Here is a 22,574-nt window from a genome sequence, read left to right as displayed (position 1 = left end):
GTCCTCATTCCGCAGCGAGTTGGAGTGAAAGCGTCAATTCAGACAGAAAAGTCAGATGCGGCGCAGTCGGATGACCGTCGCATCCAGGTCGCCCTTGAGCCCGGTGCGCAGCCCGTGGTGCAGCAGTACGGCACCCCGGTACACTTCGCCTGTTTCGCGGCATTCGTACGACGCCGCCGGGTCGAGCCCGCGCAGCCGCACCGCCGGCACCGGCTCGCCGTAGCTCTGGGCCTGCAGCCAGGCGAGGACGACGGTCTCCTCCCCCCGGACGTACTGCACGGCGCTCAGACCTCCGGCCGGAGGCCGCAGCCGGTACAGCTCGCCGTGCTGCACGACCGGGCGGATCTCCTTGTACAGCTCCACCCACCGCCGGGCCTCGGCCAGCTCCTGAGCGCTCCACTCCGTCAGGTCGCCGCCGACCCCGAGTACGCCCGCCATGGCGCTGACGAACCGGAAGCGCAGCGAGCTGACCCGCCCGTTGAGCTGGGTGTTCGGGCTGTCGGTGACCCAGGCCGCCATCACGCGCGCGGGATGGATCTGCGTGAAACCGTGCTGGATGGCGAGCCGGTCCAGCGGGTCGGTGTTGTCGGAGGTCCACACCTCCTCGGTGCGGCCGAGCACGCCGAGGTCGATCCGGCCGCCGCCCCCCGAGCAGGACTCGAAGGCGACCCCGGGGTGCGCGGCCCGCAGCCGGTCCAGCAGGGCGTACAGGCCGCGGACGTGGTCCACCCACAGGCGCTGCGGGTACGGCTCCCCGGGCCAGCCGGCGTCGGTGAAGCAGCGGTTGAAGTCCCACTTCACATAGTCGATGGGGGCGCTGGACAGCAGGGCGTCCAACTGCTCCCACAGGTACTCCTGGACGTCCTCGCGCGCGAGGTTGAGAACGAGCTGATTGCGCAGTTCCGTCCGCTTCCGTCCCGGTTGGTACTGCACCCAGTCCGGGTGGGCCCGGTACAGGTCGCTGTCCGGGTTGACCATCTCGGGCTCGACCCAGATGCCGAACTGCATGCCGAGCCCGTGCACCTGGTCGGCGAGGGGCTTGAGGCCGTGCGGGAAACGGTCGGGGTTGGGCGTCCAGTCGCCGAGGCCGGCGCGGTCGCTGGTGCGGGCGCCGAACCAGCCGTCGTCGACGACGAACAGCTCGATCCCGATCTCGGCGGCCCGGCGGGCGAGCGCGAGCTGCTGCTCCTCGGAGATGTCGAAGAAGGTGGCCTCCCAGGAGTTGAACAGCACGGGCCGGTCCCGCTCGGCGTCCGGGATGACGTACGCGCGCTGGTAGGCGTGCCAGGCACGGCTCGCGCCGCCGAAGCCGCCGTCGCTCCACAGCCCCGCGAAGACCGGGGTGGTGTACGACTCCCCGGGCGCGAGGAGCAGCAGGCCCGAGTCGTCGTAACCGGCGCCGCCGGTGATCTGCACGCGCGCGTCCGGGAGTTGGGCGACCGCGATGCGCCAGGAGCCGGACCAGCCGAGCGCGCAGCCGTAGACCTCGCCGCGCTCCTCGGTGGCGTCGGTGTCCAGGGCCACCCAGGGCAGGTGCTGGTGGCCGGTGTGGCCGCGGCGGCTGCCGATGACCTTCTCACCGTAGGTGAGGGGGGCGGTGGTGAGCCGCGACTCGGCGGCCCAGCGGCCGTGCAGCTGCGACAGCCGCCAGCCCTCGCGGTCGGGCAGGGTCCAGGTGGCCGCGTCGGCCCGCAGCAGCTCCACGCGCGCGTGGCCGCCGTTCTCGACGGTCACCCAGCGCTCCACGACGTCCCCGCGCATCCGGTAGTGCAGGGTGATCGCCACGCCGTCGTCGTCGAAGCGCAGCCGCAGCTCGTCGTCCTCCGTGGTGTCGTACGACACGAAGCGCCACTCCGTGCCGCGTCGCTCCTCGGTGCGGAGTGACAGGGCGGGGCGGACGAAGCGGGGGCCGCCCTCGACCGGATACTCCTCCCGGCCGTCGAGCGGGGACTCGAAGGGCCAGTAGCCGGGCAGGGGGCTCACCGCGAGCGCCTCCGCGTCGGCGAGGGCGATCCGTGGCCCCCAGTGCAGATGGAGCAGCTCGTCCGCGTCGGTGAGATGCAGGGCATAGCTGCTGCCGGGGCCCGACAGGAGCCAAGTACGACCGTTTTCGGCGATGTCCACCATCGAGACCTCACAGGTGCCAACAGATCCGCTCAAGTGCCAACATCATCAAGGGCCGCGGACCCCTCTGACAATGCCTGTGGACAACTCATTGCCCGAGGAAATCGATGCCGTATGGTCGACGGAGCGCCCGCCGACGAGCCGCGACGGCGGGGACCGACCGGGAGGAGCCCCCGTGACGCAGCAGGTCCCGTCGACCGAGCCGGAGCTGGCCGGAGTGCGCAATTTCCGTGACGTGGGCGGGCTGCCGACCACGGACGGGCGGCGGGTGCGGTACGGCGTGCTGTTCCGCAGCGGGCACCTGGCGCACGCGACGGAGCAGGACGCGGCCTTCCTCGCCTCCCTGGGCCTGCACACGATCTTCGACTTCCGCAACGCGGCCGACCAGAAGCTGGAGGGCCCGGATGTCGAGCTGCCCGGCGTGCGGAATGTGAACCTGCCGCTGAGCGATCCGGCGGACGGCGCCGAGTTCTGGAAGATGGTCCGCGAGGGCGACCTCGACCAGCTGCGCGCGATCCTGGACGACGGCAAGGGGGCGGCCCGGATGATCGCGTCCTACCGGAAGATCGTCACGGAGCGCACCGCCGAGCACGCGCGCGTGCTGCACGCTCTGGCCGACGACAGCGTGCCCGCGCTGATGCACTGCGCGGCCGGCAAGGACCGCGCGGGCATCTCCGTAGCGGTCACGCTCCTCGCTCTCGGGGTGGAGCGGGACGCGATCGTCGCCGACTACCTGGAGTCGGGTGCCGCGCACCGCCGCTACAAGGTCCGCCGCAGCGGCAGCGCGGACACCGCGTACACCCCCGAGGTGATGGAGCTGCTCAACCCGCTCTTCGACGCCCGCGCCGAGTACCTGGAGGCGGCGTTCGCGAGCATCGAGGAGACCTGGGGCGACGTCGAGACCTACCTGGCGCAGGGCCTGGGCCTCTCCCCCGACTCCCGCGAGCGCCTGCGCGCCCGTCTGCTGGACTGACGGGACCCGCTCAGGGAGCCCAGGGCAGGCGGACCGCCTCCTGAAGTCGACCTTCGGGTCGCCGTACAGCAGCCGCGCGTCGCCGAGCCGGCCGGACACCGGGATGCCCGGCCCGGACCGGACCGCCTGCGGTCGCCGTCCCCACGCCGGTGAGGCCGATCCGGCCGGCCGTCTCCCGGGGGGCGCCGCCTTCCGCGAGGCGAGCCCGGTGGTACGCGTCGTACGTCACGTCGGCCGGAAGCCGCTCGTGCTCGTACAGGGCGCCCAGCACCCCGGCCGCGTCCGGCAGCGGCGGTGGCATGAACCCGGTGGTGCCGTCACCGGCCGACTCCCGCGGCCAGTCGGCCGTACGGGGGCGGGGCGACGGGCCAGTGGGCGGTGGCCAGGTCGGATGTCTGCGGCATCCGCACGTCCTGTCACGCGCCCCGCAGCGTCAGCCCTTGCCGCCCACCGCGAACAGCAGGTACAGGAACGCGGCCAGGACGTGCCCGAGGGCGATGTAGATGATCAGCCGGATCCACAGGGAACGGGGGAACTTCTCCTCGAAGTCGCTCATGGCAGCTCTCCGGTCAGCGGGCCCAGGCACAGCGTGGCCGTGGGGCTCTGCAGCAGGGTGTGGACGAACAGCAGCTCCACGCCGTCGTGGTCCTCGGCGGCGAGGCGGTGCGGGGTGAGCGAGTCGAAGTGCGCGCTGTCACCGGGCCCCAGCAGGTGCGCGGTGTCGCCGAGGCGCAGGCGCAGGCGCCCCTTGAGGACGTAGAGCCATTCCTCGCCGGGGTGGACGCGCACGATGTCGCCCTGTGAGCCGTACGGCACCCGCACCCGCAGGGCCTGCATGCCACGGCCGGGCGCCCCGGCCTGGACGTACGTCCACCCGCCCGCGCGGGTCGGATCCATGTCGGCGGCCCGCACGATCGCGTCCCGGTCGGCGACCGTCTCACCGAGGAGTTCGGAGACGGTCGTACCGTAGATTCGGGCGAGCGCGAGCAGCATCGGCAGCGACGGCTGACGCTGCCCGGTCTCCAGCCGGGAGAGGTGGGCCGGGGAGAGCCCGGCGGCGCGGGCCGCGGCCTCCAGCGTGAGGCCGGCGCGCCGGCGCAGGGCGCGCAGCTGCGGCGCGACGGCCGGCAGGCCGTCGTCCGGAGCCGGGCCCGCCGCCGGCGCGGGGTCTGAGGCGTTCATGCCTCCATTCAGCCCCAGCCTTGCCCCTGAGGCAATTTTCTTGCCTCTGAGGCAAAAGACCGGGGAGCAGCCGCGCCCGTCGGCGCCTGCGTCAGCGGTTCGCCACCGCCTGCTTGATCAAGGTCTTGCCGAAGTCCCACATCAGGCCGCCACCGCTGTGCGCGTCGTCCATGACCGCGCTGAAGGCGTCCACGAACCGGTCCACGTCGGCCTCGTCGATGACCAGCGGCGGAATGAGCTTGATCACCTCCAGGTGGTCACCGGAGACCTGGGTGAGGATGCGGTGCTTCTGCAGCAGCGGTACGACGACCATCTGGGCGAACAGCCCCTTGCGGGCCGCCTGGAGCATGGCCCAGCGGCTGCGCAGCTTCAAGGAGGACGGCTTGCCGAACTCGATGCCGATCATCAGGCCCCTGCCGCGGACGTCGGCGAGCAGCTCGTACGTGTCGATCAGCGCGGTGAGCCGGGACTTCAGCAGCTCGCCCGTCCGGCGCACGCCGGCGACGATCTGCTCGTTCTCCATGACCGAGAGCACGGCGAGCCCGCACGCCATCGCCTGGGCGTTGGAGCCGAAGCTCGCCGAGTGCACCAGCACCCGGTCCATGGACGAGTAGACCTTCCTGAAGATCCACTCCTTGCCGAGGGTGGCGCCGACGGGCACATAGCCGCCGGAGAGGGCCTTGGCGACGCACACCAGGTCGGGTTCGACGCCGTCCTCGTGCTGGTAGGCGTAGAAGTCGCCGGTGCGGCCGAGTCCGGTCTGCACCTCGTCGGCGATGAGCAGCGCCTTGTGCCGGTGCAGCAGCTCCTGCGCGGCCCGCAGATAGCCGGGCGGCGTCTCGTGCACGCCCTTGCCCTGGATCGGCTCCACGATCAGAGCGGCGACGTCGCCCTTCCGCAACTCCCGTGCCAGCGCGTCGAGATCGCCGAGCGGTACGGCGGTGTCGGGCAGCAGCGGGGCGAAGCCGTCCCGGAAGCCGCTCTCACCGTTGACCGAGAGGGAGCCGGTGGTCAGGCCGTGGAAGGCGTGGTCGCAGTAGAGGACGCGCGGTTTGCCGGTGGCGTACCGGGCGAACTTCAGGGCCGTCTCGACCGCCTCGGTGCCGCTGTTGCCGAAGAACACCCGGTCCAGGTGCGGGCTGTGGGCCAGCAGCCGCTCGGCGAGCAGGCCGGGCAGCGGCTGGCAGTCGAAGCGGGTGAGGTCGGCGAGGTCCAGGTCCAGGACGTCGTGCAGCGCCTTGCGGACGACCGGGTGGTGGCGGCCGAGGCCCATCACGCCGAACCCGGCGAGCATGTCCAGGTAGTCGTTGCCCTCCGCGTCGAAGAAGTGCGCTCCCTCGGCACGCTCGTAGACCTTGTCGAAGCCGATGGTGTGCAGCATGCGCGGGAGCTGCGGGTTGAGGTGCTTCGCGTGCAGCTCGTAGCGTTCGGCTCCACGCTCGGCGAGCAGGGCGCCGAGGTCGAACTCGGTGGTCATTCACTCTCCTTGGCTGCGCCGCCGATGTCCTTGGCGGCCAGGCTCGCACTGATCCGCCCGGCGATCTCGACGGGCGTGAGACCGATGTCGGCCAGCACCTCGCTGCGTTTGGCGTGCGCGAGGAACTGCTCCGGGATGCCGAACCGTCGTACCGGCACGTCCACGTCGGCGTCGCCGAGGGCCAGTGCCACCGCCGAACCGACGCCGGCCGCCCGGCTGTTGTCCTCCACCACGGCCACCAGCCGGTGCCGGGCGGCGAGTTGGGGCAACGCGGCGTCGACGGGCTTGACCCAGCGCGGGTCCACCACCGTGCAGCCGATCCCGCGGGCTTCGAGCAGTTCGGCGGCCTGGAGGCACACGGAGGCCATCACACCGACGGCCACCAGCAGGACCTCGGGGCGGTCGGCGCGGTGCAGGACGTCCGTGCCGCCGACGCGGTCGAGCGCCGGGACACACGGGCCGACGGACTCCTTCGGGAACCGGACCAGGGTGGGCGCGTCGTCCACGGCGACCGCCTCGCGCAGCTGGGCGCGCAGCTGGTCGGCGTCGCGCGGGGCGGCGATCCTGAGCCCCGGGACGACCTGGAGGACGGACATGTCCCACATGCCGTTGTGGGAGGGTCCGTCGGTGCCGGTGACACCGGCCCGGTCCAGGACGAAGGTGACCCCGCAGCGGTGCAGGGCGACGTCCATCAGCAGCTGGTCGAAGGCGCGGTTGAGGAAGGTGGCGTAGACGGCGACGACCGGGTGCAGCCCGCCGGTCGCGAGGCCGGCCGCGGAGACGGCCGCGTGCTGTTCGGCGATGCCCACGTCCCACACCCGGTCCGGGAAGCGCTCGGCGAACTTCCCGAGGCCGACCGGGTGCAGCATGGCCGCCGTGATCGCCACGACGTCCTCGCGCTCCTCGCCGATCTTCACGATCTCCTCGCCGAACACCGAGGTCCAGGAGGGGCCGCCCGCCGGGACGAGCGGTGCGCAGGTGAGCGGGTCCATCACGCCGACGGTGTGGAAGTGGTCCTCCTCGTGCGCGAGGGCGGGCTCGTAGCCGCGGCCCTTCACGGTGAGGCAGTGGACCAGGACCGGGCCGTGGAAGCGTTTCGCGCGGCGCAGCGCGGACTCGACGGCGTTGATGTCGTGGCCGTCGATCGGGCCGAGGTACTTCAGGCCCAGGTCCTCGAACATGCCCTGCGGGGCGAAGGCGTCCTTGAAGCCCTTCTTCGCGCCGTGCAGGGACTCGTAGAGCGGGGTGCCGACGACCGGGGTGCGCTGGAGCACCTCCTTGCCCCAGGCGAGGACCTTCTCGTAGCCGTCGGTGGTGCGCAGGGTGGCCAGGTGGTTGGCGAGGCCGCCGATGGTGGGGGCGTACGACCGCTCGTTGTCGTTGACGACGATGATCAGCGGCCGGTCCTTGGCCGCGGCGATGTTGTTGAGCGCTTCCCAGGCCATGCCGCCGGTCAGCGCGCCGTCGCCGATGACCGCGACCACATGGCCCTTCTCCCCCCGCACCTGGTGGGCCTTGGCGAGCCCGTCGGCCCAGCCGAGCGCGGTGGAGGCGTGGCTGTTCTCGATGACGTCGTGCTCGGACTCCTCGCGCGAGGGGTAGCCGGACAGTCCGCCCTTGCCGCGCAGCTTGGAGAAGTCCTGACGTCCGGTCAGAAGCTTGTGCACATAGCTCTGGTGGCCGGTGTCCCACAGGATGCGGTCGACCGGTGACTCGAAGACCCGGTGGAGCGCGATGGACAGTTCCACCACGCCCAGATTGGGGCCGAGGTGACCGCCCGTCCTCGACACCGCGTGCACCAGGAACTCACGTATCTCTTCGGACAGTTCGCCGAGTTCCGCCTCGGACAGCGCCTTCAGGTCGCGTGGTCCCCGGATGTTCTCCAGAATGGTCACGCTCGGGCCCCCTCTCGGTCCGTGCCTTGCCTCAACTCAACTGTCTGCGGGGCTCGTCCGCTCGGCGAGCTTCATGGCCTCCTCGATGAGGGTCTCCACGATCTTCGACTCGGGTACGGTCTTGACGACCTCCCCCTTGACGAAGATCTGACCCTTGCCGTTGCCCGAGGCAACTCCGAGGTCGGCCTCCCGGGCCTCGCCCGGACCGTTGACCACACACCCCATCACCGCGACCCTGAGCGGCACTTCCATGCCGTCCAGCCCCGCGGTGACCTCCTCGGCGAGCTTGTACACGTCCACCTGGGCCCGGCCGCAGGACGGACAGGAGACGATCTCCAGGCGCCGCTGCCGCAGCCCCAGCGACTGGAGGATCTGGATGCCGACCTTGACCTCCTCGGCGGGCGGCGCGCTCAGCGACACCCGGATGGTGTCCCCGATGCCCCGGGACAGCAACGCCCCGAAGGCGACGGCCGACTTGATCGTGCCCTGGAAGGCGGGACCGGCCTCCGTGACGCCCAGATGCAGCGGGTAGTCGCACTGTTCGGCGAGCTGCCGGTAGGCCTCGATCATCACGACCGGGTCGTTGTGCTTGACGGAGATCTTGATGTCGCGGAAGTCGTGCTCCTCGAAGAGCGACGCCTCCCACAGAGCCGACTCGACCAGGGCCTCCGGGGTCGCCCTGCCGTACTTCTGGAGCAGGCGCTTGTCCAGCGACCCGGCGTTGACGCCGATCCGGATCGGCGTGCCGTGGTCCTTGGCGGCCCGCGCGATCTCCTTGACCTGGTCGTCGAACTTCTTGATGTTGCCCGGGTTCACGCGCACCGCCGCACAGCCGGCCTCGATGGCCGCGAACACGTACTTCGGCTGGAAGTGGATGTCCGCGATCACCGGGATCTGCGACTTGCGGGCGATGGTCGCGAGGGCGTCCGCGTCGTCCTGCGTGGGGCAGGCGACGCGGACGATCTGGCAGCCGGACGCGGTGAGTTCCGCTATCTGCTGCAGGGTGGCGCCGATGTCCGACGTGCGGGTCGTCGTCATGGACTGCACCGACACCGGGGCTCCGCCCCCGACCGCCACCGGCCCGACGTGGATCTGCCGCGACTGCCGTCGCGGCGCGACCGGACGGGCCGGTACCCCGGGAACACCCAAGGGGACGGCGGTCATCGCGTCACTCCCGGTTTCCGGAGACGGTCTCGCGCATCGCCCGCAGGGACTCCTTCAGGGAGCCCATGGTGGCGAGGACGGCGGTCGGCTCGTAGCCGCAGTGCGCCATGCAGTTGTCGCAGCGCGGGTCCTTGCCGCGGCCGTACTTGTCCCAGTCGGTCTTCTCGATGAGTTCGCGGTACGTCGGCACGTACCCGTCGCTCATCAGGTAGCAGGGGCGCTGCCAGCCGAAGAGCGAGTAGTTCGGGATCGCCCACGCGGTGCACGGGAAGTCGACCTTGCCCTCCAGGAAGTCCAGGAAGAGCGGGGAGTGGTTGAGCCGCCACTTCTTGCGGTTGCCGCCCGCGAAGGCCTTCCTGAACAGCTCGCGGGTCTGCTCCACGCCGAGGAAGTGGTCCTGGTCGGGGGCCTTCTCGTAGGCGTAGGCGGGCGAGATCATCATCTCGTCGACCTTCAGGTCGTCGTTGAGGAAGTTGAGCACCTCGATGATGGTCTGCGGGGTGTCGGTGTTGAAGAAGGTGGAGTTGGTGGTCACCCGGAAGCCGCGCCGCTTGGCCTCCTTGATGGCCTCCACCGCCTCGTCGAAGACGCCTTCCTTGGCGACGGACTCGTCGTGCCGCTCCCGCAGCCCGTCGATGTGCACGGCGAACGCGAAGTAGGGCGAGGGCTTGAACTTGTCCATCTTCTTGCGCAGCAGCATCGCGTTGGTGCACAGGAAGACGTATTTCCGCTTCGCCACCAACTGCCGCACGATCTCGTCGATCTGAGGGTGCATCAACGGTTCGCCGCCGGCGATGGACACCATCGGCGCACCGGACTCCAGCACCGCGCCCACGGCCTGGGCGACCGGCATGCGCTGCTTGAGCACACCGGCCGGGTGCTGGATCTTGCCGCAGCCCTCGCACTTCAGATTGCAGGCGAACAGCGGTTCCAGCTCGACAATGAGCGGGAACTTGTCCCGCCTGCGGAGCTTCTGTTCAGCCAGGTATGTCGCGACCTTGATGGACTGGCGCAACGGCATGGCCATCTGGCTCACCTCCGAGGGAGCAGCAAAGAACGGTGCCATTCAAAAAATGAGGGAAGGATGGAACGAAGAACGCGGAAGGCTGATATTCCACCGCGCACCGTACCGATCCGGACGAGTTCATGTTCCGGAGCGTCCACGACCACCCGGACGGCCGCTACGGGGCGCTCGCCCGTGCGGACGGCCGTACGCAGTGTGGCCGCCGACTCCATGTCGACCGCGATCGCGCCGGTGGCGAGCAGATCGGACCGCTCGGGTCCCCGCACGACGTGGTCGGAGCCGGTGAGCGGGCCGGTGTGGACCGTGCGTCCGGGCAGCAGGCGCACGAGTTCCTTGACCAGCAGGTCGGTGCCCACGCACGGGACGGTCCCGCGCGGATCCCGGGTCTCCTCGGCGACGACCAGGTCGCCGGGGTGCATGCCGGGGGCGAGCCCGGCACAGAAACCGGTGGCCAGCACGGCCGTGCCGGCCGCCGCCGGGCCGGCGAGGTGCCGGCCGACGGAGCGTTCCGCCGCCTTCGGGCCCATGCCCGTACGGACGACGGTGTACGGCCCGTCCGCCCCGCTCCTGTCGCCGGTGCGCAGGGCGAGGTGCTCGATGCCGAGCGCGCAGGCGATCAGCAGCGGGGCGGGTGCGGGCTGGTCGCTCAAGTCAGCTCCCCGTCGCCCGTGACGCGGCCGTCCCGGTCCTGGCGAGCAGCTTCCGCTCGAAGGGGTCCCCGTGCAGGTAGCGACCGAGCGCGGTGAGCGGGAACACCTGCCGGTACAGGTGGTAGTTGATGGAGAAGTCCCAGGGGAAGCCGGTGCCGGTGAAGTACGGCTCGTCCCAGGTGCCGTCCTCGCGCTGGGTCTCGGCCAGCCACTGGATGCCACGCTCGACGGCCTGGGAGTCCTTCTCCCCCGCCGCGAGCAGCGCCATCAGCGCCCACCCGGTCTGCGAGGCGGTGGAGGCGCCCCGGCCGCTCCACTCCTTGACGTACTTGTAGGAGCGCAGGTCCTCGCCCCAGCCGCCGTCGTCGTTCTGGACGCTCTCCAGCCAGGCCACGGCCCGCCGGATCGCCGGGTGCGAGCCGGGCAGTCCGGCCGCGGTCAGCGCGGGCACCACCGAGCCGGTGCCGTAGAGGTAGTTGACGCCCCAGCGGCCGAACCACGAGCCGTTCGGCTCCTGTTCGGCGAGCAGCCAGTCGATGCCGCGCCGGGTGCGCGGGTCGTGGGCGAGGCCCTCGGCGGCGAGCATCTCCACGACGTGCGCGGTGACGTCCGCGGACGGCGGGTCGATGACCTCGCCGAAGTCGCAGAACGGCAGCCGGTTGGGGAACGGGCTGGTGTTGTCGACGTCGAAGGCGCCCCAGGCGCCGTTCTTCGACTGCATGCCGAGGTTCCAGCGCACGGCCCGGCCGATCGCCTTGTCGATCCGCTCGGGGTCGTGGTGCCGGACCCGGCGCAGCGCGAGAGCGACCTCGGCGGTGTCGTCGATGTCCGGGTAGTTGTCGTTGTGGAACTCGAACGCCCAGCCGCCCGGCGGCAGTCCGGGACGCTTCACGGCCCAGTCGCCGGGCCGGACGATCTCCTCGCCGAGCATCCAGTCGGCCGCCTTGACCAGTTGCGGGTGGTCGACGGGCAGACCGGCGTCCACGAGGGCGATCGTGGCCAGGCAGGTGTCCCAGACCGGGGACTGGCAGGCCTCGATCATCCGGGCGCCGTCCTCACGCCACACGGCGAAACGGTCCAGCGAGGCGAGGCCCTCACGCATCACGGGGTGCTGGAGGTCGTAGCCGAGCAGGTGCAGGGCGATGATCGAGTACACGGCCGGGGGCTGGATGCCGCCCCAGCAGCCGTCGTTCTCCTGCCGCTCGATGATCCAGCGGGCCGCCGCGTTCATCGCGGCCTTGCGCAGCCTGCGCGGGGCGACCTTGCGGAACTGGTGCAGCGCCTTGTCGATGCGCTGGAAGGCGCCGTCCCAACTGGCCAGCGGGGCCAGGGGCGTCGGCGGGTTGGGCCGGGCCGGGTCGGTGTGCAGCTCGTCCAGCGGGAAGGGCGCGGGGCGCACCGGGCGCTTGGCCGAGACGATGGTGAGCGGGACGATGGTCTGCCGGGCCCAGCATCCGAAGTCGTAGATGTTGAGCGGCATCCAGGTGGGGAACCAGATCAGCTCCGGGGGAAGTTCGGGCAGGTCCTCCCACTTCCACCAGCCGAACAGGGCGAGCCAGATCCGGGTGAACACGCGGGAGGCGGCGATGCCGCCGCGCTCGCGGATCCAGGCGGACGCCTTCGCCATGTGCGCGGCGTCGGGCGCGTCGCCGGCCAGGCGCAGGGCGACGTACGCCTCGATGGTGGTGGACAGTTCGCCGGGGCCGCCGTAGAAGGTGGCCCAGGTGCCGTCCGCACGCTGTTCGCCGCGGATGAACTTCGCGGCGGCCCGCGTGGTCTCCTCGTCCTGGATGCCCAGGAACTGACGGAGCAGCAGATCCTCGGCGTCCATGGTGACGTTGGTCTCCAGGTCGCCCTTCCACCAGCCCTGGGAGTCCTGCCGGGAGAGCAGGAAGTCGGTGGCGCGTCGTGCGGCGCGCGCGGCGGCTTCTTGTACCCCGGCCGCCTCGGGGGTGGTGAGGGTGGTGTCGCTGGCCGCGGCAGCCCGGGGCGGCAAGGTCGCTCCGGTGCTTCCGTCGGTCGTCGCTGTCATGGCTTCCCCTTCGTGCAGTCGTGCGAGTCGTGCTGCTGTGGGTCCGCCGTCGGCCGGTGTCCTTCAACCGTGGGGAGACACCGGCCGGCGACTACGCGAGGCTCATCAGGCCAATGGTGATCATCTCTTCCGTACGACGACGAAGTCCGCGAGCGCCGTGAAGGAGTCCCGCACCCGGTCGGGCATGTCGACGGCGTCGAGGGCTTCGATGGCGATGGTGTGCTGACGGCGTGCCTCCGCCGCCGTCCACTCGCGCCCGCCGGCCTCCTCGATGAGGGCGGCGCGGGCCGCGAACTCCTCCTCGGAGAAGTTCTCGAAGTCGCTGCTCTTGGCGTCGGCGGCGAGGATCTCGCCGAGTTGCTCGGAGGCTGAGCCGCCGGCCGCGAGCGCGGCCACCACGGGCAGGGACTTCTTGCGCTGGCGCAGATCGCTCCAGGTCTGCTTGCCAGTGGCCTCCGGGTCGCCCCAGATGCCGAGCAGGTCGTCCACGGCCTGGAAGGCGAGGCCGAGGTGGTAGCCGTACCGTTCCAGCGCGTCGGCGGTGGCGTCGTCCGCGCCGCCGAGGACCGCGCCGATGGAGGAGGCGCAGGCGAGCAGGGCGCCGGTCTTGTTGCCCTCCATCTCCAGGCACTCCTCGACGCTGACCCGGTCGCGGTGCTCGTAGGAGATGTCCTGGGCCTGACCGTCGATCAGGGCACGGGTGGCGGTGGTCAGCCGGCGGGTGGCGCGGCCGGCCTCGACCGTGCCGAGTTCCAGCAGGACCTCGCCCGCGAGGGCGAACAGGGCGTCGCCGACCAGGATGGCCTGGGCGGGGCCGTGCACCTTCCAGACCGTGTCCCGGTGCCGGCGCTGCTCGTCGCCGTCCATGAGGTCGTCGTGCAGCAGCGAGAAGTTGTGCACGAGTTCGACGGCGACCGCGCCCGGGACGCCCGCCTCGGGTGCGGCACCGGTGACCTCGGCGGAGAGCACGGCGAGCGCGGGGCGGACGGCCTTGCCGCCGTCGCCGTCGGCGGGGTTGCCGGCGGCGTCGATCCAGCCGAAGTGGTAGGCGGCGACGGTGTCCATGGGAGGCGCCAGGCGGTCGACGGCCGCGCGCAACACCGGTGTGGCCAGGGTCCGGCCGCGCTCCAGCAGCGCGGTCACGTCCACCGCGGCCCGTGGAGCGGGCGTCGAGGCCGGGGGCACAGTGGGCACAGTCTCTCCTCTTGTTGCGGTACCGGGGGTGCGGGGGCCAGCCGCCTGCTGATCGGGCATCAGGCCGCCTCCTCGAACTCGAAGAGGCGGCGGGGGCGGGGCCGGCCCAGGGCGCCGAGCGCGGCGTCGGCCGCGCTCACTCCACTGCGGACCGCACTCTCCATGGTCGCGGGCCACCCGGTGGCGGTCCACGCTCCGGCCAGGTACAGGCCGGGGGCCTTGGTGCGGGCGCCGGGCCGCAGCCGCCCGACGCCGGGGGTGGGGGCGAACGTCGCCGTCCGCTCCCGGGTCACGAAGAAGTCCACCACCTCGGCCGCGCGCGTACCCGGGATCAGCCGTTCCAGCTCGGGCAGGTAGCGCTCGCGGAGTTCGGCGACCGGGGTGTCGATCTCGTCCTGCGCGGCCGACTGGGACAGTGCCAGGTACTGTCCCGTGCGCAGCCCGGAGGCGTCGGTCCGGTCGAACACCCACTGCACGGGCGTGCCGAGGGCGGCGAAGAAGGGCCGGGCGAGCACCTTGCGGTCGTACACCACGTGGACGTTGAGGATCGGCGCGGTGCCGATCTCCAGCAGCCGGCCGGGCGCGTCGAGGGCGCCGGGCGGCAGCAGGCCGTGGGCCTCGCGCTGGGGTACGGCGAGGACGACCGCGTCGGTCTCGATGCGCTCGCCGGGAACCTGAACGCTCCACGTCCCGTTCTCGTTGGTAGAGACGGAGGTGACGCGTGTACGGACTTCGGTGCGCACGCCCGCGGAGTCGAGCGCCTTGCGGCCCAGCCGGTCGTGCAGTTCGCCCAGCGGGACGCGGGCCCAGCCGATGTCGGCCGCGCCCGGGTCGGACAGCAGACCGGTCTTGAACACCATCGCGGCGAGCCCCAGCGAGGCGTCGCCCGCGACCGCGTTGAGGGTGGCGACCCCGACCAGGTCCCACAGGGCCTCGACGGCGCGCGCCGACTGACCGTGCGCGGCCAGCCAGCTGCCGAAGTCCTGGGTGTCCAGGGCCGGATCGGCGAGGTCGAGCCCCTTCAGCGCGAGCGCGGCCCGCCCGACGGCCGCGCGCTCGGCGAGCGAGAGGTGCGGATAGGCGGCCAGGCTGCGCCCCAGGTGGAGGGGGACGGGCAGCGGGTCGCGCCGGAGCCTGCCGAGCCGCCGCCCCTCGGGCTTGGCGACGTCGACGACGGGCACGTCCAGGCGGTCCTGCAGTGGTGCCAGCGCCGCGCCCTCGATCCGGTCGAGGAACCAGCGGTAGGCGGTGCAGCAGCGCAGGTACACGTGCTGGCCGTTGTCGACGGTCAGTTCGCCGCGCTGGAAGGAGAAGGCGAGGCCGCCCAGCCTGGGCCTGCCTTCGAGCAGGGTGACCCGGACGCCCGCGTCGGCGAGGGCGAGCGCCGCGGTGATCCCGGCGAGGCCGCCACCGACCACGACCGCGCTGCGGCCTGCCGTCCGCGCGGTACCGGAGCGCGCCGGTGCGGGGGGTGAGCCGTCGCTCATCGTGCGTCCTTCCGTGCAGGCGCTCCGCGGGCAGCGCCGTTGTGGGCCGCCTTTCGTCCGCGGCCACGTCGTGGCTGGTCGTGCCCACGCGGCGGTAGCCGCATATCCGACAGAGCCTCGTGCCCCTTCGGGGCGCGAGCCTGGTGCTCGAACGGTGCACGCCCGGCCGTCGCAGTCAGGGACGCCACGCCGCAGGGGAGGGTTGCCTGTCGCGTGCTGTCCGGTTCGGCCGGCTCTGGTTCGGTGCGCTGCATCAGGCGCGCCTCCGGACGGAGCGCCGGGAGACATGGCGGGTCACATGCCGGGTGTCGAGCCCGGACAGGCCGCGCACGGCGACGTAGGCCTTCTCGTGTCCGGGCAGCGAGACCCGGCCGCGCAGCACGGCCTCCGGGTCGCGCTCGATGCGGTCCAGCAGCCGGCGGTAGATGCCGGCCATCGCGGCCACACAGGCGCCGCTGCGGCGGTCGAGCATGGGCAGCAGCCGGTAGCCCTCGGCGAACAGGGCCCGGGCACGCCGTACTTCGAAGTGCACGAGGCCCGCGAAGTCGGAACCCTCCGGCGGAGTCGGCCCGTTGAACCCGGCGGAGCAGCCGAACTTGGCGAGGTCGTCGGCGGGCAGATAGGTACGGCCGCCGGCCGCGTCCTCGCGGACGTCGCGCAGGATGTTGGTGAGCTGGAGGGCGAGGCCCAGCGTGTCGGCGTACTCGGCCGCGCGCTCGGCGCCGCGCACGCGCGGTTCGGTGCCGAACACGCCGAGCGAGAGACGGCCGATGGCACCGGCGACACACCGGCAGTAGACCTTCAGGTCGTCCCACGTCTCGTAGGTCTCCCCGCGCACGTCCATCTGGACGCCGTCGATCAGCTCGTCCAGGCCGGCGAGCGGGATCGGGAAGGCGCGCGCGGCGTGGCTGAGGGCGACGGCCACCGGGTCGGTGTCGTCCTCCTCGACCTCGCCGTCGCGGATCCGGGTGAGCAGCGCCCGGGTGTCCTCCAGCCGCGCCAGCTTGACCTCGCCGGCCAGCTCACCGTCGCCGATGTCGTCCACGCGCCGGGAGAACGCGTACAGCGCCGACATGGCGCGGCGCTTGGCCGTCGGCAGCAGCCGGATGCCGTAGGCGAAGTTACGGGCCTGCTGCCCGGTGACGGCCTCGCAGTAGCTGTAGGCGGCGAGTACCGGTGCGGACACGTGCGGCGGAGAATCCACGGTCCGGATCACCCCTCTCCTCGCAGGATCACGCCCGCCTCACGCAGCAACTGGACCTTGCCGGGTCTGGGCGGGCCGGGAAGTACGTCGTATTCGGCGGCGGCGATCGCCCGGATCGCCGCCCTTCCTCCCGCCACGAACCCTGCGAGCAGCAGTTTGAGCCTGCCGTGGACGCTACCCACCAGGGGGGCGCCTTCATTCAGCAGATCGCGGGCGCGTTGTGCTTCATATGCAACCAGGGCGCGCACCGATGCGCCCGTGGTTTTCGCGGCGAGGTCCGCTTCCTGGACGTGAAAGCGCTTCATGTCCGCGGCGGGGAGATAGATCCGGTCGCGGCCGAGGTCCTCGGCGACGTCCTGGAGGTGCTCGACGATCTGCAGCGCCGTGCAGATCGCGTCGGACAGCCGGATCCGCTCGGGGGTGGAGGTGCCGGTGACGGCGAGGACGAGACGGCCGACCGGGTTGGCGGAGAGTTCGCAGTAGGCGAGGAGGTCGTCGTAGGTCTCGTACCGGGTGACGAGCTGGTCCTGACGGTTCGCGGCGATCAGCCCGAGGAACGGTTCGGGGGTGAGGGCGCGGCGGCGGACGGTGGGCTGCAGGCGGCGCAGCAGCGGGTGGCGCGGGGTGCCGTCGAAGACGCGGCGCAGGTCGGCCTCGAAGGCGTCGAGGAGGACCAGGCGGTCGTCGGCCTCGGCGGGCGGCACGCCGAGCAGCCGGGCGTCGGCGCCGCCGGGGGCGAGGTCACCGTCACCGATGTCGTCCACCAGACGGGCGAAGCCGTAGACGGCCATGAGGTCGGCACGCCAGGCCCGGGGCAGGAAGAAGGGGGCCACCGGGAAGTTCTCGTTCGCGGCCTTGTCCAGGGTGGCGCGTTCCAGGTCGGGCGCCTCGGCGGTGGCCGTCACCGGGCGCTGCCCGGGGCGTGGACGGCACATGCTCCGCTGAGCAGGGGAGTTTCCGTAGCCATTGCCGTCACATCTCCCGTTCTACACTGCCGATCCGATACACACTATTTCGGACACGCCGCCCCGCGCCGCGCGGGCGTGCCCATCGCAGGACGGCGCGCATTATCGCCCCACTTGCCGGTTTCCGACGCCGGTACAGCTTACGTTGTACAACGCGGCGTGGCGCGGCAGGGTGTCCTGCACATCACAACAACACACCGATTGCCTTCAAGATTCCTACCAGCGGGCGGAGTTGACGTTTCCTTTGCAGACGGAAGGGCCCCGCCGGAGGAATTCCGGCGGGGCCCTGGCCGAAACGGGTCACTTGCCCGTGAACTTCTCGTACTCCTTGAGGACCTCGTCGGTGGGCCCGTCCATGCGCAGCTCACCGCGCTCCAGCCACAGCACCCGGTTGCAGGTGTCACGGATGGACTTGTTGTTGTGGCTGACCAGAAACACCGTGCCGGCCTCCTTGCGCAGTTCCCGGATGCGCTCCTCCGAGCGCTTCTGGAACTTGCGGTCGCCGGTGGCCAGCGCCTCGTCGATCATGAGGACGTCGTGGTCCTTGGCGGCGGCGATGGAGAAGCGCAGGCGCGCGGCCATGCCGGAGGAGTAGGTGCGCATCGGCAGGGTGATGAAGTCGCCCTTCTCGTTGATGCCCGAGAAGTCCACGATGTCCTGGTAGCGCTCCTTGATCTGCTCCCGGGACATACCCATGGCGAGCCCGCCCAGAATGACGTTCCGCTCGCCGGTCAGGTCGTTCATCAGGGCCGCGTTCACACCCAGCAGGGACGGCTGGCCGTCAGTGTAGACCTTGCCCTTCTCCGCGGGCAGCAGGCCGGCGATGGCCCGCAGCAGCGTCGACTTGCCGGAGCCGTTGGAGCCGATCAGTCCGATGGCCTCGCCGCGGTAGGCGACGAAGGACACGCCGCGCACGGCGTGCACCTTGCGCACCCCGCGCGCCGCGTCGTCGGAGCCGCGCCTGAGGATCCGGCTCAGGGCCGCCGTGGCGCTGCCCTTGCCGGTCTTGGCGCCGTTGACCCGGTAGACGATGTGCAGGTCGTCCGCGATGACCGTGGGGCGGCGATCCTGGGTGTTCTGCTCAGCCACGGCCGTACCGCTCCTCCGCCTTCCAGAAGTACACGAAGCCGCCCACGGCGAAGAGCACGGCCCAGCCGCCGGCCGCTGCCCAGACATGGGCGGGCAGGTTCTCGGAACCGTAGCCGTCGATCAGGGCGAAGCGCATCAGATCCATGTAGATGGCGGCCGGGTTCCACTGCAGGACCGTCGCGATCCAGTGCGGCTTGTCCTCCAGCATGATCGGGATGGAGAACATCACGCCGGAGGCGTACATCCACGTCCGCATCACGAACGGCATGAGCTGGGCCAGGTCGGGGGTCTTGGCGCCCGCACGGGCCATGATCAGCGCGAGCCCGGTGTTGAAGAGGAACTGCAGGGCGAGGACCGGCACGATCAGCAGCCAGGACAGGTCCGGATAGCTGCCGAAACCGATCGCCACGAGGAACAGCACGACCATCGAGAACAGCAGCTGCTGGAGCTGCTGGAGCGAGAAGGAGACGGGCAGCGAGGCGCGCGGGAAGTGCAGGGCGCGCACCAGGCCGAGGTTGCCGGAGATCGCGCGGACGCCCGACATCACCGAACTCTGCGTGAAGGTGAACACGAACACACCGGTGACCAGGAACGGGATGTACACGTCCTGCGACATGCCGCGGCTGGCGTGCAGGATCAGGCCGAAGATGAAGAAGTACACGGCCGCGTTCAGCAGCGGCGTGGCCACCTGCCAGAGCTGGCCGAGCTTGGCCTGGCTGTACTGCGCGGTCAGCTTCGCCTGGGAGAAGGCGAGGATGAAGTGGCGGCGCCCCCAGAGCTGACGGACGTACTCCACGAGCGAGGGCCGGGCGCCGCTCACGGTCAGCCCGTACTTGGCGGCGAGCTGGGCCGCCGTCAGCCCCTCGTCGGGCGGCGCGGCCGCGGTCACGGCGACCGTGCCGTCGTGCGTGGTCTCACTCACAGGTGGATACTTTCGTCTTCGGATTCGCGTTCGAGTTCGTCGTCCCGTGCGCCCGTCCGGGGGCGCACGGGCACTCCAGGGACGAGCTTGTCAGATGACCGGCGGACGGCCCAGTCGGGTGAGTCGCCACACCGTACGCCAGCGCATCGGGCGGCGCGGACCGCAGGGCGTCGTCCACCCCTCCCGGAAGCCGCCGAACCATGCCTTCAGGGCCGGCCGCGAGGGGCGGCGCAGCAGGGTGAGCAGCAGCCAGACGCCGAGGTAGACCGGGACCAGGAGGGCGGGGAGGTTGCGGCGGGCGAGCCAGACGCGGTTGCGGGCGACCATGCGGTGGTAGACCGCGTGCCGCGAGGGCGCGGTCGTCGGGTGGTACAGCACCATGTCGGACCGGTAGTCGATCATCCAGCCCGCGTCGAGGGCCCGCCATGCCAGGTCGGTTTCCTCGTGCGCGTAGAAGAACGCGTCCGGGAGACCGCCGACCTCCGCGAAGACGCGGGTACGGACGGCGTTGGCGCCGCCGAGGAAGGTGGTGACCCGGGAGGAGCGCATCGGGTCGGAGGCGCGCAGCCGGGGCACGTGCCGGCGCTGGGTCTCACCGGTGTCGGGGTCGGCGATGCGGAAGCTGATGATGCCCAGCTCCGGGTCGGCCGCGAAGGCCTCGCGGCACAGCTCGGCGGTGTCGTGGCGGGCGAGCAGGCCGTCGTCGTCGAGGAAGAGCAGGATGTCGACATCGCGACCGCCGGGCCCGAAGGCCTCGATGCCGACGTTGCGCCCGCCGGGGATGCCCAGGTTCTCGGGCAGCTCGACGGTCCGTACGCCCTCGGGCACGTCCGGGACGGGCGAGCCGTTGCCGACGACGACCACCTGGACCGGGTCGCCGTCCTGCTTGGCGACGGAGTCGAGCAGGGCCCGCAGCTCCTCGGGCCGGTTGCCCATGGTGATGATGACGGCACCGACCTTCATGGGCGCGCTCACTTCAGCCTGCTGGAGGCGAGGATGGACACCAGGTGCAGCAGCGTCTGCAGCAGGGCGATGCCGGCGAGGACGGCCGTGCCGAGGCGGGTGAAGAACAGGTCGCCGCGGGCCTGGTCCACGATCGCGAGGACCAGGATGAGCAGCGAGGCCTCGATGCCGAGGATCAGCCGGTGGAACTTCAGCGCCGCGGCGGCCCGGCGGGCCAGCGCCATGCCGGAGGAGCGCGGCTCCGAGGCGGCCTCCTGCACCGGCGGCTTGCCGGTCTGGTGCCGGGCCACGCCGACCAGGTCGGTCTCGGCCTTGATCAGGATCGCGCCGAGCGCGGCGAGGGTGCCGAGGAAGGCCCACAGCCAGTCGATCCGGCCGCTGCCCCACAGGTCGGCGGCGCGCAGGCCGAGGCCGACCAGGACGGCCGCGTCGGTGAGGTAGGCGCCGACGCGGTCCAGGTAGACCCCGCCGAGCGAGTACTGCTTCCTCCAGCGGGCGATCTCGCCGTCGACGCAGTCCAGCAGCAGGTAGAGCTGGGTGGCGACCACGCCGAGCACGGCGCCCGCGATCCCCGGCACCAGCAGGGCCGGGGCCGCGAGCACGCCGCAGACGGTCATCAGGTACGTGAGCTGGTTGGGCGTGACCCTGGTGTTCACCAGGTAGCGGTCGACGCGCAGGGACACCTCGCGCATGTAGAGGCGTCCCGCCCAGTGCTCACCGCTGCGCCGGTCCTTCACCCCCGCGGGGTGGACGACCGGACGGAGTTCAGCTACCGATGGCCTTGACATAGTCGGCGTAGATGTCCTTGATCTGGTTCGTCTTGAGGTCGAGGTGTTCGAGGATCGTGTAGCGGCCGGGCCGGGTCTCGGGGGCGAACTCCACCGCGCGGACGAACTCGTCCACGGTGAAACCGATCTCCTCCGGCAGCACCGGAAGCCCGTGCCGGCGCAGCACCTCTGCCGTGTACGCCGACTCCTCGTGGGCGCCGCGCAGGTACATCGCGAAGGCGGCGCCGAGGCCGCACTGCTCGCCGTGGGCAGCGGCGCGCTTGGGGTAGAGCAGGTCGAAGGCGTGGTTGATCTCGTGGCAGGAGCCCGAGGCGGGCCGGGAGTCACCGGAGATGGACATGGCGACACCGGTGAGGACCAGCGCCTCGGCGAGCACCTGCAGGAAGTCGTTGTCCCCGATGCCACCGGGGTGCCGGAGCACCGCCTCACCGGCCTGCCGGGCCATGGCGGCGGCCAGGCCGTCGATCTGCTCGCCGTTGGTCCGGTTCGCCAGCTCCCAGTCCGCGACCGCGTTGATGTTGGAGATCGCGTCACCGATGCCGGCGCGCACGAAGCGGGCCGGGGCCTCGCGGATGACGTCCAGGTCGATCACGGCCGCGATCGGGTTGGGGACGCCGTAGGAGCCGCGGCCCGCGTCGTTGTCGAGGGTGGCGACCGGTGAGCACAGGCCGTCGTGCGCGAGGTTCGTCGGTACGGCGACCAGGGGCAGGCCGACGCGTGCCGCGGCGAACTTGGCGCAGTCGATGATCTTGCCGCCGCCGAGACCGACGACCGCGTCGTAGTGGTCGGCCTTCATCTCGCCGGCCAGCCGGACCGCGTCGTCCAGGGTGCCGCCGCCCACCTCGTACCAGACCGCCCCGGGCAGCGAGGGCGCGAGACGCTCGCGCAGCCGGGCCCCGGAGCCGCCGCTGACGGCGACGGCGAGCCGCCCGGAGTGCGAGATCCGCTGGTCCGCGAGGACGCAGGCCAGGTCGTCCAGGGCACCCGGGCGGATGTCGACGACGACCGGCGAGGGAATGAGCCGGGTCAGTACTGGCACGCGATCTCCCGTCCGCGGGCGAGGTCGTCGTGGTTGTCGATCTCGACCCAGCTGACGTCGCCGATCGGCGCCACGTCGATGCGGAAGCCGCGGTTGACCAGCTCCTGGTAGCCGTGCTCGTAGAACTGCTGCGGGTCGGCCTCCCAGACCGCCTTCAGCGCGTCGGCCAGCTCGGGAGCGGCGTCGCCCTCGATCAGGGTGACGCCGATGTACTCGCCGGTCGCCTCGGCCGGGTCCATCAGCTTGGTGATCCTCGTCATGCCCTTCTCGGGGTCCACGACGACCTTCATCTCCTCGTCGGCCAGGTTCTTCACCGTGTCCAGGGCGAGGATGATCTTCTTGCCGTCGCCGCGCGCGGCGAGGAGGGTCTTCTCGACGGAGACCGGGTGCACGGTGTCGCCG

21 protein-coding genes and 1 pseudogene are annotated in these 22,574 nt (G+C 71.3%); 1 reads left to right on the top strand and 21 read right to left on the bottom strand.

Annotation, left to right across the window (positions count from 1 at the left end):
- Positions 1-51: 51 nt before the first annotated feature.
- The gene (locus tag AB0L21_RS31610; protein ID WP_365787938.1) at positions 52-2,127 is read right to left on the bottom strand and encodes an alpha-galactosidase; all 2,076 of its coding nucleotides are present in this window, start codon (positions 2,125-2,127) and stop codon (positions 52-54) included.
- A 172-nt stretch (positions 2,128-2,299) separates the two neighbouring features.
- Between AB0L21_RS31610 and AB0L21_RS31605 the strand changes: the two genes are divergently transcribed.
- Positions 2,300-3,097: a tyrosine-protein phosphatase gene (locus AB0L21_RS31605; protein WP_365708584.1), complete on the top strand. Its 798-nt coding sequence runs from the start codon at positions 2,300-2,302 to the stop codon at positions 3,095-3,097.
- A 10-nt stretch (positions 3,098-3,107) separates the two neighbouring features.
- On the opposite strand, the gene AB0L21_RS31600 is transcribed toward AB0L21_RS31605, so the two are convergent.
- The 20 genes and pseudogenes from AB0L21_RS31600 to AB0L21_RS31505 all read right to left on the bottom strand — a co-directional run.
- On the bottom strand, positions 3,108-3,398 hold the full coding sequence (locus AB0L21_RS31600) for a hypothetical protein (protein ID WP_365787879.1): 291 nt from the start codon (positions 3,396-3,398) through the stop codon (positions 3,108-3,110).
- Positions 3,399-3,530: 132 nt separating this feature from the next.
- Positions 3,531-3,653 carry a DUF6126 family protein gene (locus AB0L21_RS31595; RefSeq protein WP_208035592.1) on the bottom strand — a complete coding sequence of 41 codons (123 nt, stop codon included), beginning with the start codon at positions 3,651-3,653 and terminating at the stop codon, positions 3,531-3,533.
- Complete coding sequence (locus tag AB0L21_RS31590; protein WP_365708588.1) at positions 3,650-4,279, bottom strand: XRE family transcriptional regulator; 630 nt, start codon at positions 4,277-4,279, stop codon at positions 3,650-3,652. Before AB0L21_RS31590 ends, AB0L21_RS31595 begins: the two co-directional genes overlap by 4 nt.
- A 91-nt stretch (positions 4,280-4,370) precedes the next feature.
- Positions 4,371-5,756, bottom strand: coding sequence for an aspartate aminotransferase family protein (locus AB0L21_RS31585; RefSeq protein ID WP_365708590.1), 1,386 nt, complete (start codon positions 5,754-5,756; stop codon positions 4,371-4,373).
- Positions 5,753-7,651 carry a 1-deoxy-D-xylulose-5-phosphate synthase gene (gene dxs / locus AB0L21_RS31580; protein WP_365787877.1) on the bottom strand — a complete coding sequence of 633 codons (1,899 nt, stop codon included), beginning with the start codon at positions 7,649-7,651 and terminating at the stop codon, positions 5,753-5,755. The genes AB0L21_RS31585 and dxs overlap by 4 nt, the downstream gene beginning before the upstream one ends.
- A 36-nt stretch (positions 7,652-7,687) precedes the next feature.
- On the bottom strand, positions 7,688-8,815 hold the full coding sequence (gene ispG, locus AB0L21_RS31575; protein ID WP_365787875.1) for a flavodoxin-dependent (E)-4-hydroxy-3-methylbut-2-enyl-diphosphate synthase: 1,128 nt from the start codon (positions 8,813-8,815) through the stop codon (positions 7,688-7,690).
- Positions 8,816-8,819: 4 nt separating this feature from the next.
- Positions 8,820-9,842, bottom strand: coding sequence for an adenosyl-hopene transferase HpnH (hpnH, locus tag AB0L21_RS31570; RefSeq protein ID WP_365708596.1), 1,023 nt, complete (start codon positions 9,840-9,842; stop codon positions 8,820-8,822).
- Between the two features lie 5 nt (positions 9,843-9,847).
- Positions 9,848-10,489, bottom strand: a complete 642-nt coding sequence (locus tag AB0L21_RS31565) for a 1-hydroxy-2-methyl-2-butenyl 4-diphosphate reductase (RefSeq protein WP_365708598.1) — start codon at positions 10,487-10,489, stop codon at positions 9,848-9,850.
- Between the two features lies 1 nt (position 10,490).
- A complete protein-coding gene (gene shc / locus AB0L21_RS31560; RefSeq protein ID WP_365708600.1) occupies positions 10,491-12,521 on the bottom strand; it encodes a squalene--hopene cyclase in 2,031 nt (676 codons plus the stop codon).
- Positions 12,522-12,641: 120 nt separating this feature from the next.
- The gene (locus AB0L21_RS31555) at positions 12,642-13,775 is read right to left on the bottom strand and encodes a polyprenyl synthetase family protein (protein WP_365708602.1); all 1,134 of its coding nucleotides are present in this window, start codon (positions 13,773-13,775) and stop codon (positions 12,642-12,644) included.
- Positions 13,775-15,202 carry a hydroxysqualene dehydroxylase HpnE gene (hpnE, locus tag AB0L21_RS31550; RefSeq protein WP_365787873.1) on the bottom strand — a complete coding sequence of 476 codons (1,428 nt, stop codon included), beginning with the start codon at positions 15,200-15,202 and terminating at the stop codon, positions 13,775-13,777. Before hpnE ends, AB0L21_RS31555 begins: the two co-directional genes overlap by 1 nt.
- Entirely contained in the window at positions 15,199-15,456 is a 258-nt protein-coding gene (locus AB0L21_RS31545) for a DUF6380 family protein (RefSeq protein WP_365787871.1), read from the bottom strand. Before AB0L21_RS31545 ends, hpnE begins: the two co-directional genes overlap by 4 nt.
- The gene (gene hpnD / locus AB0L21_RS31540; protein ID WP_365708609.1) at positions 15,456-16,418 is read right to left on the bottom strand and encodes a presqualene diphosphate synthase HpnD; all 963 of its coding nucleotides are present in this window, start codon (positions 16,416-16,418) and stop codon (positions 15,456-15,458) included. The genes AB0L21_RS31545 and hpnD overlap by 1 nt, the downstream gene beginning before the upstream one ends.
- A complete protein-coding gene (gene hpnC / locus AB0L21_RS31535; RefSeq protein WP_365708611.1) occupies positions 16,415-17,341 on the bottom strand; it encodes a squalene synthase HpnC in 927 nt (308 codons plus the stop codon). Before hpnC ends, hpnD begins: the two co-directional genes overlap by 4 nt.
- Before the next feature lie 330 nt (positions 17,342-17,671).
- On the bottom strand, positions 17,672-18,460 hold the full coding sequence (locus AB0L21_RS31530; protein ID WP_365708613.1) for an ABC transporter ATP-binding protein: 789 nt from the start codon (positions 18,458-18,460) through the stop codon (positions 17,672-17,674).
- Entirely contained in the window at positions 18,453-19,382 is a 930-nt protein-coding gene (locus tag AB0L21_RS31525) for an ABC transporter permease (protein WP_365708615.1), read from the bottom strand. The genes AB0L21_RS31530 and AB0L21_RS31525 overlap by 8 nt, the downstream gene beginning before the upstream one ends.
- A 90-nt stretch (positions 19,383-19,472) precedes the next feature.
- Complete coding sequence (locus AB0L21_RS31520) at positions 19,473-20,345, bottom strand: glycosyltransferase (protein WP_014676199.1); 873 nt, start codon at positions 20,343-20,345, stop codon at positions 19,473-19,475.
- An 8-nt stretch (positions 20,346-20,353) separates the two neighbouring features.
- Positions 20,354-21,133, bottom strand: coding sequence for a CDP-alcohol phosphatidyltransferase family protein (locus AB0L21_RS31515; protein ID WP_365708617.1), 780 nt, complete (start codon positions 21,131-21,133; stop codon positions 20,354-20,356).
- Entirely contained in the window at positions 21,111-22,172 is a 1,062-nt protein-coding gene (locus tag AB0L21_RS31510) for an iron-containing alcohol dehydrogenase family protein (RefSeq protein WP_365708619.1), read from the bottom strand. The genes AB0L21_RS31515 and AB0L21_RS31510 overlap by 23 nt, the downstream gene beginning before the upstream one ends.
- Positions 22,160-22,574, bottom strand: a pseudogene (locus AB0L21_RS31505) (phosphocholine cytidylyltransferase family protein); the annotation flags it as partial. The pseudogene AB0L21_RS31505 and the gene AB0L21_RS31510, both read right to left, overlap by 13 nt.

This window comes from Streptomyces sp. NPDC052721 (genome assembly GCF_040678315.1).
GTDB lineage: Bacteria > Actinomycetota > Actinomycetes > Streptomycetales > Streptomycetaceae > Streptomyces.
This window is presented reverse-complemented; position numbering and strand designations above follow the sequence as displayed.